The sequence below is a fragment of the Virgibacillus salexigens genome, from assembly GCF_014905415.1.
GTDB lineage: Bacteria > Bacillota > Bacilli > Bacillales > Amphibacillaceae > Virgibacillus > Virgibacillus salexigens.
In genome coordinates this window covers 713901-727348 of the sequence record NZ_BNEO01000001.1, presented here as the reverse complement: position 1 = coordinate 727348, position 13448 = coordinate 713901, and the positions used below count along the sequence as shown (strand labels likewise).

Here is a 13448-nt window from a genome sequence, read left to right as displayed (position 1 = left end):
ATGAAGGTAATTGTACTAGGTGGATCGGGTTTACAAGGGAGAGCCGCTTTGCAGGACTTGGGAAAATGCAGTCAAGTCACTGAGATTGTTTGTGCAGATGTTTCATTCGACGGGCTGGAAAGCTTTCGCAGTCACCTTAACATGGAGAAGATGAATACTAGAAAAATAGACGCGACTTCCCAGAAAAACTTGGAATCCTTATTCACAGAAGATGCAGATGTTGTCATTGATCTTTTGCCAAAGCAATTCAACGATACCGTTGCAAGGGCGGCAATCAATACAAGGGTTTCATTGGTCAATTGTTCCTATGCAGCAGGTCTTTCCAAAGAGGTCTTTGAAAAAGCGTTGGAAAAAGAAGTGGCGATAATGCCGGAGGCAGGCTTGGATCCAGGGATTGATTTGGTGTTGTGTGGATATGGTGTGAGTCAATTAGATGAGGTCTATGATCTTTTTTCGTATTGTGGGGGTATACCAACCGCGGAAGCAGCTGATAATCCATTAAAGTACAAAATTGCATGGAACTTTGATAGTACGCTCATGTCTTACAAACGCCCAGCCTTGATGTTAAGGGAGGGAGAGGTTATTGATATACCAGCAGATCGTCAACATCACGAGGAATGGGTCACGGATATTACCTTATCCGGTATCGAGGGCTTGGAATCCATGCCAAATGGAAATGCGCTTAATTTTGCAAGATTACTAGGTATTGATACGGAAATTGTCAATACGGAACGAAGAACGATCAGATGGTCAGGTCATGCGAAGTTTTGGAAGAGCATGGTTGAGTTAGGATTCTTAACGAAAGAGCCCGTTCAAGGATTTGAATCCGATGTAACACCTCATCATTTTCTATTAAAACACTTAGAGCCTCGTCTTCAATATAAAGCGAATGAGAAAGATCTTGTATTAATGAAGAATATAATAAGAGGAAAGAAAGACGGGGAAAATATAGAAATTATTTATGAAATGATGGATGAAAGAGATTTAGAAACTGGCTTATTTGCCATGAATCGAACTGTTGGTTACACAGCAAGCATTATTGCACAAATGCTTGGAAACCATACGATTACAAAAAAGGGTGTCCTTTCACCGACAACAGATATCCCTTACCAATTGTTTATTGACGAAATTGGTTCACGTGGCATTAACATAAAGGAGAAGAAGTACCAATTAAGATAACTTGCATATAAATGAGTGGGATTGGGTTTTTGAGCTGTCTGAAAAGATTGCTCTGTAGAAGGTAATTTCTACAGGGCTTTTTTTAGTTCCTATTTATAAAGGCAGAATAGTGCAAGCGTTGATTATTTCAAAATCTTATGGAATGCGATCAAATTTTATATCCATAAAAAGTGCAATATACCTCAAAATTGACTCATCTATTAATACGTATAGCCTTGTTGGATATACCCAACATTTTAGGAGTTTCCCTTGTTTCATATTCGATTCAACTTTGCTTCACATCTGAATTGGTAATGACTCATTTTGGGCTTTATTATTTAGATATTTAGAACAATTCACGGGTTTGTAATAGTTTGTCTGCTTGTTTTAGTTTGGCATGAAATTTGCAATATTATAGTTATCAAAGAACAAGGAGGTAAGAAATATACCCATGTTTTAGTAGATTACTAAATTTGTAATTAATGTATATACAACAATCTTAAAAATGATTTCAAACAACTGTATTACGCTAAAGATGTGATAATATTAAATACTTATTTTAAAGGATGATTTTATGGAGCATTATGGATGGATAAGTATGGTTCCTGCATTATGTGTTTTGTCTGTTGCGCTCATAACGAAAAGAACAATTGAATCGCTTATTTTTGGATCAATTATTGGATTTATTATATTGGAAAAGCAACATTTTTTCTCAGCGTTTGTTGATTCATCTTTATCCGTAATGGGAGATCCAACCATTGGCTGGATTATCCTAGTTATATTATCTTTTGGCGGTCTAATTGCATTACTGGTTAAATCCGGAGGTGCATTGGCGTTTGGGGAGTTTGTTTCTTCCAAAGTAAAGACAAAAAAGGGTGCTTTGCTTATAACTTGGGTAATGGGTATTGTAATTTTCCTCGATGATTATTTAAATGCATTAACAGTCAGTACCTCAATGCAGAAAATTACGGATAAACACCGAACTTCTAGAGAATTCTTAGCCTATGTAGTAGATTCAACTGCAGCTCCGGTATGTGTGTTAATACCTTTATCTACATGGACATTTTATGTATCTGGCTTGTTTGAAGATCTTGGGCTTGCTGCGTCAGGGAATGGTTCAGTGACATATGTTACAGTTATACCGTTTATACTGTATGGTTGGGTAGCATTATTCATTGTTTTGCTAGCAATTTTTGGTATTATTCCTAAACTGGGTCCAATGAAGATAGCAGAAAAAAGAGCGGAAGAGATGGGGATTTGTCTTCCAGAAGGTTCTAAAGACTCCTCAATAGTAGATGTTGATGTGGCTGCCTCCGTTGAAACTGATGCTCAAGATTCATCACTCAACGGCAATCAGCAAAAGAAAGTGAAGCCGAAATTAATAAATTTTTTTGTCCCTATTGGTGTTTTAATCTTTTATACATGGTACTCCGGTATTGATGTATTACAGGGTGTTCTTGTTGCATTGATTGTCATGATTATTATGCTGGTTTTCCAACGATTAATGAGCTTAGGAGATTTGTTTGATACTTTTTTTGAAGGGTTTAAACCGATGATTTACCCGCTAGGAATTGTTGTATCCTCCTTTATTTTAGTAGATGTCAATAACTCTTTAGGTCTTACAGAATATGTGATTGAAACAATAAAACCATTCATGAGTCCTGGTTTGCTTCCAGTTGTATCGTTTTTAGCCATGGCTTTAGTTGCTTTTGCAACAGGCTCATTCTGGGGAGTATATGCAATCACACTTCCGATTATTATACCGCTGGCTGAAGCAATGGGAACAAATATATGGTTGGCAGTTGGTGCCGTTCTCTCAGCAGGTGCTTTTGGAAGCCATGCTTGTCCGTATGGTGATACAACAGTATTATCTGCATCAGGTTCGGGAATTGACGCTATCACACATGTTATAACCCAAGCACCATATGTTTTATTAAGTGGATGTATAACAGCAATTGGATATTTGGTTTTAGGTTTTATCATTTGATAGCCTTCGATTTCTAAGTAGTAATACATCGTTGCGTTGTAATAATTAACTGCAGTTCATAGTAAAGTTTGTTTTTATATTCTAAGTTGGTGTACCTATCGTCAGGCTGGGAAGTCCAAAGAGAGGCTTACCAAGGTATCCTGTCATTAAGTTATGAGGGAATTTCGTCAGCAGTCCTATGTATAATCCAGTAATTGAACCAACTGGCACAGCAACCAGCTTCTATGATACCTATCTAGAAGCCAGAAAATGAACTTGCCAAGGTTAATCACGAATAGTTAACGTAAAGAAATAAAAAGGCAGTTGTTGAGTTGATTTTCAACAGCTGCCTTAAGTATCTCTGACAGGCTTTAAATCACATGATGCTTGCCCCTAGTATTGTGTTTGTTTAGTTAAGATTTTTTTATATTTACGGCTGACAGCAGATTGACTAATTTTTAATGCTCGTGCGGCCTCTGTTGTAGTTTTGTATTTTTTCATCGCAAGCAAAATCAGCTGTTCCTCGGTGGATTCCTGTGCCTCGTTGAAAGGTATAATGTCGGTGATAATCGGCTTATGTTTGCCACTCTCCCCTAATCTCAATAGTGGTCTGACAGAGTCAGCAGATATCACTTGCTCCTCGGCAGTTACGACTAGACGCTCAATGATGTTTTGGAGTTCACGAATATTTCCTGGCCATGAGTAAACCTCTAATAAGTTTAATGCTTCTTGTGAAAAATAGTATTCTTTCCCGTATTTTAAATTTAATTGTTGCAAAAAATGGTAAGCTAAAAGTGGAATATCTTCCGTGCGATCGCGTAATGGCGGTACAACTATCGGGATGACATTAATTCGATAATAAAGATCTTCTCTAAATGTGCCTTCCCTCACCATTTTTTCTAGATCCTTATTTGTAGAAGCAATAATTTGAACATCAATAGGGATCGGTTTGGAGCTCCCCACAGGAAATATTTCACCTTCCTGTAGAACACGTAGCAGTTTCACTTGCAACTGTTGTGAAATCTCGCCGATTTCATCCAATACTAAAATGCCTTGATCTGCTTGCTGAAAATAGCCAATTTTTCCTTGGTTAATTGCTCCGGTAAAAGCGCCTTTTATATAGCCAAACAGTTCACTTTCCAATAAGTTTTCTGGGATCGCTCCACAATTGACTGATAGAAATGGTTTGTTTTGGCGAAGACCATTTTTGTGTATCGATTGAGCAATAACTTCTTTGCCAACCCCAGATTCTCCTAAAATTAAGACTGTAGAATGAAACTCGCCTAACTTTTTTACCTTTGTCATCACGTTATCCATTGCAGTACTGCAATAGATGACTTTATTATTTGCATTTTCAAGGTTTCGCAGATTTTGAAGTTCTTTTTCGTAACGTTTTGTTAATTCTTTCGTCTCGTTAAGCTCTGTTTTCAGTTTCGTTGTTTCCGTGATATCCCGCAGTGCAATAACAATACGATGAATATGGCCAGCCTCATCAAACACAGGATTACCGACAGCTAAAATATTTTTACCCTGTTCTGTTTCTTGAACGATCGATACTTTTTCATGTTTATCTAATACTAACCGTAAGATAGTAGGGTTGAAGTATCCTTGGTCTTCTAATTCGAAAAGATTTTGCCCGACAAGATTTTTAAATTCTTCGTTCCAAAGTCCAGAAATAAAGTTATCATTGAAGCGAAGGATATCCCCCTTATCATTTACTACTAATATCTCATCGTACATCGATGAGAGAATTGCGTTTAAATCAGCATTGAGATTTTTGACGTACGCAATTTCCATCGCCATCTCTTCTACTTTAGGCAAATCTTGAACGACAATCATGATACCGTCCAAATTATCTTTGGAATCCGAAATGGGTATATAATCAACTAAAACCCCTGCTTCATCCTCAATCTGAATCTGGTTTAGAATTTTCTTTTTGGTACGGAATACTTTCTTAAGGTTATCGCCATTAAACCATTGAGAAGCTGCAGTACCCTCTAACTTCTTTAAAGAAGATTTAATCATTCTTAGTCCAGCTTCATTCGAGTTTACGATCTTTCCTTCGTTATCTGTGATAAAAATCCCCATAGGGATCGAGGAAAGCATGAATTTTAACAAGTTCGTGTTGTCATCTTCTATACGTAAAAGCTCAACTAGTAAATCTTCTCGCCGGATATATCCAATATATTCGTCATTTTCACCTTTAACAAGAGCAATCGGCTCCCCTAAAAGTTGAAAAATAAAGGTAGATGGTATTTCTGACTGATCTTGATGGATAACTCCCACATTTTCCAGAGAATGTGCGCTTTCATACAAATTATCTATTGTAATATCCTCCATTTGCTCCCAATTCGTATCACGTAGATGAATATAAGCATTTATTTGATTATTTGCCTTAAGAAAGAGAAATGCATTGGGATTATTCTTTAAACGGCTTTGCCAGCTTTCTTCCTCAGGTGCTATTGAAATAGTGAATAGGGGATGAAGTTTATTTTTAATTACAACAGTCATGTAATGACCTCCACGATAAATTTCATTTATTATCAGATTATCACAAAATATGCAAAAATGCATAATAGTTAAAAAATAAAGGGTGCTAATATTGTGAAATCAGTTTTCTGAAAAATTGTAACTTATTTTAATTATTGTCGCAGGTTAACAGGAAGCCAACCATGGAGTGAACTTCGCCTATTAGGATGAAAATAGGTAAAGATTGTCTGCATTTTCATGGGGGGTAAAACAAATAGGATAAGTGGGGACGAAAGAAAATCCCCACTGATTGAAGATTTACTTTATAGAAGTGATTGGGTGAAATAAAGCATAGATAAAAAATTACTTGTAATTGATATGTATCACATCCGTATTTTAATGCTGTATTGCATAGATCTATGCAATACAGCATACGCTTGGCTGGATAACTAGAGACTGAAATTAATGTTTTAGTTTTGTATGAAATTTTGCGTTATTTAAGTGATTTGCAGAGCTAAACACATCCGGTACAAACACTCATTGCTTAATGACTGCTTCCAGACGCTCTTACGATAAATCAACATTGATTCGTTGCACTCTGGTCTACAGATAGAATATCAGTGAGGTATTACATTGCTTTTGCGCCGAGGGCCCAGATCATACATAGAAACGTTTGCTTGCTCCATTGTTTAAAAACCAAGGTAGCCTTAGTGAATTTATTTTTTTGGTAAAATTTAAAATAAACTAAAAATTGGCATAATAATTGCATGGAAAGTATAGAAAGTCTAAAATTTCATGGCTTTTTATATTCTTCGTTTTTCACAGGGAGACAAATATTAAATTGGAGGAGATGAAAATGGCGGAAGGTATGGTGCGATTAGAGAATATTTCTAAAAAGTTTGCTAATACTTACGCAGTTAAAGAGTTAAATCTAGATATTAAAACAGGAGAGTTTTTGACATTACTAGGACCATCTGGTTGTGGAAAGACTTCAACGTTACGAGTGATTGCCGGGTTTGAAAAACCGACTTCGGGAAATATTTGGATTGATGGAAAAAAAGTAGACAAGATTGAACCGTACAACCGAGAAGTTAATACTGTTTTCCAAAGTTATTCATTGTTTCCACATATGACGGTTGCTGATAATGTAGCATTTGGTTTAAAAATGAAAAAAGTATCAAAACAGGATATTAAAAACAAAGTTAAGGAAGCTTTGAATCTTGTACAACTAGAAAATTTTGCTGCTAGAAAACCAAAAAATCTCAGCGGAGGTCAACAGCAACGGATTGCTATTGCTCGTGCGATTGTAAATAACCCGAAAGTACTCCTGCTAGATGAACCGTTGGGAGCACTGGATTTAAAACTTCGTAAGCAGATGCAACTCGAACTAAAACAGCTGCAACAAGAGTTAGGCATGACTTTTATCTATGTTACTCATGATCAAGAAGAAGCTTTAACGATGTCGGATCGGATTGTCATTATGAATCAAGGGAAAATTGAACAGACGGGGTTGCCGGATGAAATCTATGAAAAACCTGCAACAAAATTTGTGGCTGATTTTATCGGTGAGACAAACCTATTTGAAGGAAAGGTTATGCAAACAAATGACACATACGCAACAATGGAGTGTGCTGGACAGTATATAATCATCCCAAACAACCAGAATTTTCTGGAAAATGAAAGTGTTTATATGTCTATTCGTCCAGAAAAAATTAAGGTTTCTGCGCACGCTAATGATAAAGTCAAGCAGTTAAAAGTAATCATGAAAGACGAAATTTATATAGGTTCGGTCACAAAGATTATCGCTGCGTTTCCAGACGGGCAGGAGGTTGTGGCTCATGGGTCGCGCGATATTTTTAAGCGTTGTTCTCAAGGCTCCCAGCTTTACCTAAGCTGGGAGCCGGCTGATAGTATAGTGTTCAAAATGAAGGAGAAATTGGAAGTATAGCTCAAAACTAGGAAAGAGGGGGATATGAATTTGAAGAAAAAGATATTACCGTTGTTGGCGGTTGTGGTTCTTGCGCTAGCCGCTTGCTCAAAAGCTGGCAGTGAGTCGTCGGGAGGAAGCGATGCCAATGCAGGAGAAGAGTTGTCTGATGAATTAGTTGTTTTTAACTGGAGTGAATATATGCCGCAAGAAATTTTAAATGGCTTTGAAGAAGAATTCGGCGTAGATGTTATTTATTCAACGTTCAGTTCAAATCAGGAAATGCTTGCAAAGGTAAGTGCTGGTACTGTTGCTTATGATATTGTCGTCCCATCTGATTTTTTCGTAAATCAGCTACAAGAAAAAGACCTACTTCAGGAGATCAATTTCGAAAATATACCAAATTATAAAAATATTGCAGACGAATGGAAAGGTCTTCCGTTTGATCCGGATGAAAAGTACTCCGTTCCTTACATGTTTGGGTATGACGGTATTGCGTACAACAAAGAAAAAATAAAAGAGCCACCCACCAGCTGGGAAGATTTGTGGAATCCTAAATATAAAGGGCATGTCATTACCATGGAAGAGCCGAAAGAAAATTTTAACATGGTTCTTCAATATTTAGGATACGACCACAATGATCCAACAGAAGAGCAGCTTAAAGAAGGTGCGGAAAAATTGAAAGAATTAGTACCAAACTTATTAGCATTCAAATCTACTCCAGAAGCAGAGTTTGTTAGTGAAGAAGCGTGGATTGGGTATGCGTATTCAGGAGCAGCAGCTGTAGCTTGGAAAGAAAACAAAAACGTAGGATTCGTGCTTCCAGAAGAAGGTGGAATTAGATGGACGGATACCATGGTAATCCCAAAGAATGCTGAACACAAATATACGGCAGAGGTTTTCATGAACTATCTATTAAGGCCGGAAGTGAGTAAGAAATTGTCAGAAGCGTATCCTTACGGCAATCCAAATAAAGCTGCAGTTGAAATACTTGATGACAAAATAAAGAAAAGTCCTGGCCTTATCATGCCGAACGAAAAAGTTGAGAAAGCAGGTTGGGGAAAGCCGCTTGCCCCCGATAAAAATCAATTGATGAATCGTTATTTCCAAAAAGCAAAAGTGAATTAACAGGATGAAAAAAGCGACGATGCTTTTCATCCGGATATTTCAGAGAAATCATGATAATCAATAAACCATTGATTTTTATGTGTATTGCACATCGTGAGTGTATGGGACTGAAGTAATTTCGGTTTAAAGCTTGCTACTATTTTTTTATTGCTGAAGGCAGGTGCAAATATGAGAGAAGGTACGAAGAAAACATTATTTGTCTTTACTATACTCGTTTTTGCTTTCTTTTATATACCTATCCTTGTCTTAATGGTTTTTTCATTTAATGACTCTAAGATAGGGACGGTATGGACAGGATTTACGTTTGATTGGTATATTCGATTATTTTCAAATTCGCAAATTATCGATGCAGCATTTAATAGTTTGTTTATCGCAATAGTGACGACTGTTATTTCCACAGTACTGGGAACATTAGCCGCTCTTACTCTCCATCGATATGGATTTCCGGGAAAGAGAACGGTTGGTTTCGTTTTCTATATTCCAGTTGTTATACCTGATATTGTCTTAGCGGTTGCTCTGTTAGTACTATATAGTTTTCTGAACGTTAAATTAGGTCTAGCTACTGTAATCCCCGGTCATGTTGTGTTCGCGACCTCATTTGTTATTCTCGTGCTCTTAGCGAGGTTAGCTGGCTTAGATAAAGCACTAGAAGAGGCAGCTAAAGACCTTGGGGCTAATGAGTGGCATACATTTTGGAAAGTTACGTTTCCGTTAATTTATCCTGGAATTCTAGCAGGCGCTTTGTTGGCATTTACTATTTCCCTAGACGAATTTGTTGTTGCATTTTTCACGACGGGACCAGGTTCTAATACGCTACCTGTTCTTGTCTATTCGATGGTACGGCGAGGGGTATCCCCGGAAATTAATGCTTTATCTACCATTCTGATTTTAGCGGTCGTACTTGTCATTGTAATCGTTGGCTGGAGAATGAACAGGATGAATAAACAGCAGGGAGGGATTTGATATGATACGTAACATTAGAACAGCATATTTGATGTTATCTCCATCTTTAGTTTGGCTTCTTGTCTTTTTAGTCGTTCCAGTTGGAATGATTACTGTAATTAGTTTTACCACGAATCTTGGATTTGGTGGCATCCTTTATGAATTCAGCATGGAAGCGTATCGTTTAGCATTTAGTTCTTTATATGCAAAGGCGATTTGGCAGTCTCTTTGGTGGTCTGTGATTGCAACAGTTATTTGCGGAATTATTGCTTATCCATTTGCTTATTTTATCGCTCATGCAGGGAAATGGAAAAACTTTTTGTTGTTGCTAGTAATGGTGCCATTTTGGACAAATTTGCTGATCCGGCTTTATTCCTGGATTATATTAATGAATAACCAAGGTGTTATTAATAATTTACTTCTTAAGATCGGTATTATTGACGAACCAATTACGATGCTTTATACACCATTTGCCATCATTGTAGGATTAGTGTACGGCTTTCTGCCGTTTATGATTCTTCCTATCTATGCTTCTATCGAACAGTTAGATAAAACATATTTAGAAGCGGCTGAAGATTTAGGTGCGAATCCCGTCAAAACATTTCTGACTGTGACGTTGCCGCTGACGTTTCCAGGTGTGCTTACAGGAACAATTATTACCTTTGTACCGGCTATCAGTGTTTTTGTCGTAACCGATTTATTGACCGGCGGACGTTTATTGATGATTGGAAATGTGATTCGTGATGCATTTTTAGTAGAGATGAACTGGCAGCTAGGTTCTGCGATTTCACTCTTATTAATGATTTTGGTTCTATTATCTATTGTGGTATTAATCAAGTTTACATCATCTGATGATGATAGCTCTTTATTATAGGAATGGAATGTTAAATAAACATAATTTTAAATAGAAGGTGAAAGTATGGATCTATTATCAATGTGGGAAGGTACAGCGAATAACAGTATGAATCGTTCGCTATTGGAAGGAGAGGAGTGTTGTGATGTGGTCATTATTGGCGGCGGTTTTACAGGACTCTCCACAGCCTATCACTTACAAGAAAAACAATGCAGCACAATTGTTCTTGAACAGGGAAAAGTTGGATGCGGAGCAAGCGGCAGGAATGGAGGAGAAGTACTGACTGGTTATCTTGGATCTATGGAATATTGGACGGAGAAAAAAGGATTACATGCAGCGAAAAAGATGTGGCAGCTTTCGTTAGACTCGATCGATCTGATTGAAAATATTATTAATAAACATGATATTTCTTGTGATTTTAAGCGGAATGGAGACTTTTTGGCAGCATATAAACCATCACATTTAGAGTCTATGAAAAAAGATCAAGAATTTATGGCTAGTAAACTGAATTATTATGGGATTGATATTGTAGAAAAGAATGAGATAAAGAATGAACTGGAAACTTCTTTCTATTCCGGAGGGCGTGTTGATTATAAAAGTGCTCATTTTCATCCACTTAACTACACATTAGGTTTGGCAAAGGCAGCTGAAAAACTGGGTGCGAAAATATACGAACGCTCAGAAGCTACAGGTGTAAAAAGAAATTCAAAAAACAAATTCATTGTTCGGACCGACAAAGGCAAAGTGATTGCGGATAATCTAGTGATTGCTACAAATGCCTATTCTGGTGATTTAAACAAAATAGTTAAAAAATCCGTTGTTCCGGTGGAAAGTATTATGATAGCAACCGAGTCTCTTCCAGAAGATGTAGTAGAAGCGCTAATTAAAAATAATCGTGCGGTCTCGGATACAAAGAACCTTCTTTATTATTTCCGAAGGACCGGGGACAATCGTTTGGCGTTTGGCGGTTCAGGAAGAGCATCAAGTAAACGCGATCAAAACCGAATTTATGAAAATCTTTTAGAAGGGATGTTGAGCGTTTTCCCACAATTAAAGGGAACACGTATCGAATATCGGTGGGGAGGAAAAGTAGGATTCACGCAGAACATGCTTCCTTGTATTGGCCAATTAAAGGATGGAGCACATTTTGCATTTGGTTATGGGGGGCATGGTGCTGCAATGGCCTCTTTACTAGGGAAGACAATGGCGGAAGATATTTTGGAGGAAGGAGATCCGGACAACCCACTTCGTATTAAAAAATTGCGGTCTATCCCATTCCACAACCAACATTCCAAAGCAGTTGGAGTAATGAAGTTTTACAAACAGTTTCAAGATCGGTTTTTTGGTTAGAATTTAAGGCCTAATAAATGTAAAGTTAAAAATTCACAGATAGTAAGAAGGGACATGAGATGATGACGGAAACGAAAATAGATGTTTCGACTTTTGAAAAAAAGATAGTTATCCGTGAAATAGAATCACAGGATATTGATGAAATTGTACGGATTGCTCAAATCGGATTCGATAATCCCGACATCGCGTTTGAAAAAAAGCACTATGAAAGTCATATTCGAATTTTCCCTGAGGGACAGGTATGCGTTTTATATAACGGCCAAATTATTGGATCGAGCTCGAGCCTTATTGTTAATTACGAAGATTATGGGGATGATCATTCAATAGATGATATTTCTGGAGGAGGGTATATTACAAATCATAACCCGAATGGAAATCATTTGTATGGGATTGATGTGGTGGTGCATCCTGACTTCAGACACTTGAAAATCGGAAGGCGTCTTTATAAGGAACGACGGAAGCTATGCAAAAAATTAAATCTGAAAAGTATTATCTTCGGTGGAAGGATTCCCAATTACCACAAATATGCAGATGTACTGACTGCTGAAGAATATGTTGAACAAGTGAGGGACCAGCAGATTTACGATCCAGTGTTAATTTTTCAATTAATGAATGGATTTGAAATCAGAGGGGTGAAAGCGAATTATTTGTTAGAGGATGAAGCTTCATTAAAGTATGCGACGATACTGGAGTGGAAAAACATCGATCATGTCCCAGCAGACCGTCAGTATTATCAACATGCCATGCCGGTAAGGATCTCCATGATACAATATGGATTAAGGAACATGCAGTATTTTGAAGAATTTGCTTCGCAGTGTGAGTATTTCATTAGCCTTGCTTCTAAAAAGCGCTCAGACTTTGCGGTGCTTCCAGAAGCATTGACTCTTCAGCTATTGTCTTTCTTGGGAGAGAAGGTCCCAAGTAAACAAATTCGAAGCTTGACCAGATATACAGAGGCATATGTGAAACTTTTTTCGGATCTTGCTATACGTTACAGTATAAATATTATTGCAGGTTCTCACTTTATCGAAGAAACCGATTCTATTTATAATGTATCTTTCTTATTTCATCGAAACGGAAAAATTGATAAACAATATAAGCTGCATATTACAGCTGACGAGCGAAAATGGTGGGGTATTAAGCCAGGTAGTACGATGGACGTATTTGATACAGATTGCGGAAAAATTGCGATCCTAATCGGGTATGATATTCTCTTTCCAGAACTAGCACGAAAAGTAGTAGAAAATGGAGCGGACATTTTATTTACTCCTTATACAGTTGAAGATCAGCAAGGGTATGCGCGTATTCGCTGCTGTGCTCAGGCACGTGCTATTGAAAATCAAGTATATACCGTCACCACTGGTATGACCGGACATTTATCTAGGGTGTATCGCATGAATGCACAATACACGCAATCGAGTATTTTCTCCCCGTCTGACTTAGGTTTTGGACATAACGGTGTGGTTACTGAATCAGATTTTAATGTGGAAATGACGATTTATGGTGAACTGGATTTGGAACTCATCCGCCGGAATCGTGAGGTTGGTACCGTCACCCCTTTGAAAGATAGACGTACAACGATTTACTAAAGAATAGATGTAAGTAGATATAACGAGGACTTTTCTGAATCTTTATTCCGGACAGGCTCATTTCCG

The 13448-nt window shown here is 37.5% G+C and carries 9 protein-coding genes; 8 read left to right on the top strand and 1 reads right to left on the bottom strand.

Features of this window, described 5'->3' with window-relative positions:
- Complete coding sequence (locus tag JKP73_RS03310; protein ID WP_200410909.1) at positions 1-1179, top strand: saccharopine dehydrogenase family protein; 1179 nt, start codon at positions 1-3, stop codon at positions 1177-1179.
- Between the two features lie 553 nt (positions 1180-1732).
- Positions 1733-3145 (top strand): Na+/H+ antiporter NhaC family protein, encoded by a 1413-nt coding sequence (locus tag JKP73_RS03305; protein ID WP_160806720.1) that lies wholly within the window; start codon positions 1733-1735, stop codon positions 3143-3145.
- A 372-nt stretch (positions 3146-3517) separates the two neighbouring features.
- Here JKP73_RS03305 and JKP73_RS03300 read toward each other — a convergent pair whose 3' ends face one another.
- A complete protein-coding gene (locus tag JKP73_RS03300) occupies positions 3518-5635 on the bottom strand; it encodes a sigma 54-interacting transcriptional regulator (protein WP_038242548.1) in 2118 nt (705 codons plus the stop codon).
- 814 nt (positions 5636-6449) lie between these two features.
- Here JKP73_RS03300 and JKP73_RS03295 point away from each other — a divergent pair.
- The 6 genes from JKP73_RS03295 to JKP73_RS03270 all read left to right on the top strand — a co-directional run bounded on the left by JKP73_RS03295 (position 6450) and on the right by JKP73_RS03270 (position 13382).
- Positions 6450-7541, top strand: coding sequence for an ABC transporter ATP-binding protein (locus JKP73_RS03295; protein WP_038242550.1), 1092 nt, complete (start codon positions 6450-6452; stop codon positions 7539-7541).
- 30 nt (positions 7542-7571) lie between these two features.
- Positions 7572-8648, top strand: coding sequence for an ABC transporter substrate-binding protein (locus JKP73_RS03290; protein WP_021289533.1), 1077 nt, complete (start codon positions 7572-7574; stop codon positions 8646-8648).
- 168 nt (positions 8649-8816) lie between these two features.
- The gene (locus JKP73_RS03285; protein ID WP_038242552.1) at positions 8817-9611 is read left to right on the top strand and encodes an ABC transporter permease; all 795 of its coding nucleotides are present in this window, start codon (positions 8817-8819) and stop codon (positions 9609-9611) included.
- Position 9612: 1 nt separating this feature from the next.
- Positions 9613-10464, top strand: a complete 852-nt coding sequence (locus JKP73_RS03280) for an ABC transporter permease (protein WP_038242562.1) — start codon at positions 9613-9615, stop codon at positions 10462-10464.
- A gap of 45 nt (positions 10465-10509) precedes the next feature.
- A complete protein-coding gene (locus tag JKP73_RS03275) occupies positions 10510-11793 on the top strand; it encodes an NAD(P)/FAD-dependent oxidoreductase (protein WP_051739013.1) in 1284 nt (427 codons plus the stop codon).
- A gap of 59 nt (positions 11794-11852) precedes the next feature.
- Positions 11853-13382, top strand: coding sequence for a GNAT family N-acetyltransferase (locus JKP73_RS03270; protein ID WP_438874662.1), 1530 nt, complete (start codon positions 11853-11855; stop codon positions 13380-13382).
- The last annotated feature ends 66 nt before the right edge of the window (positions 13383-13448 follow it).

Bases quoted from the DNA above. Each gene is read 5' to 3' on its own strand.
- JKP73_RS03295 (WP_038242550.1), top strand. From the start codon at position 6,450: ATGGCGGAAGGTATGGTGCGATTAGAGAATATTTCTAAAAAGTTTGCT.
- JKP73_RS03270 (WP_438874662.1), top strand. From the start codon at position 11,853: ATGATGACGGAAACGAAAATAGATGTTTCGACTTTTGAAAAAAAGATA.
- JKP73_RS03275 (WP_051739013.1), top strand. From the start codon at position 10,510: ATGGATCTATTATCAATGTGGGAAGGTACAGCGAATAACAGTATGAAT.
- JKP73_RS03280 (WP_038242562.1), top strand. From the start codon at position 9,613: ATGATACGTAACATTAGAACAGCATATTTGATGTTATCTCCATCTTTA.
- JKP73_RS03285 (WP_038242552.1), top strand. From the start codon at position 8,817: ATGAGAGAAGGTACGAAGAAAACATTATTTGTCTTTACTATACTCGTT.
- JKP73_RS03305 (WP_160806720.1), top strand. From the start codon at position 1,733: ATGGAGCATTATGGATGGATAAGTATGGTTCCTGCATTATGTGTTTTG.
- JKP73_RS03310 (WP_200410909.1), top strand. From the start codon at position 1: ATGAAGGTAATTGTACTAGGTGGATCGGGTTTACAAGGGAGAGCCGCT.
- JKP73_RS03300 (WP_038242548.1), bottom strand. From the start codon at position 5,635: ATGACTGTTGTAATTAAAAATAAACTTCATCCCCTATTCACTATTTCA.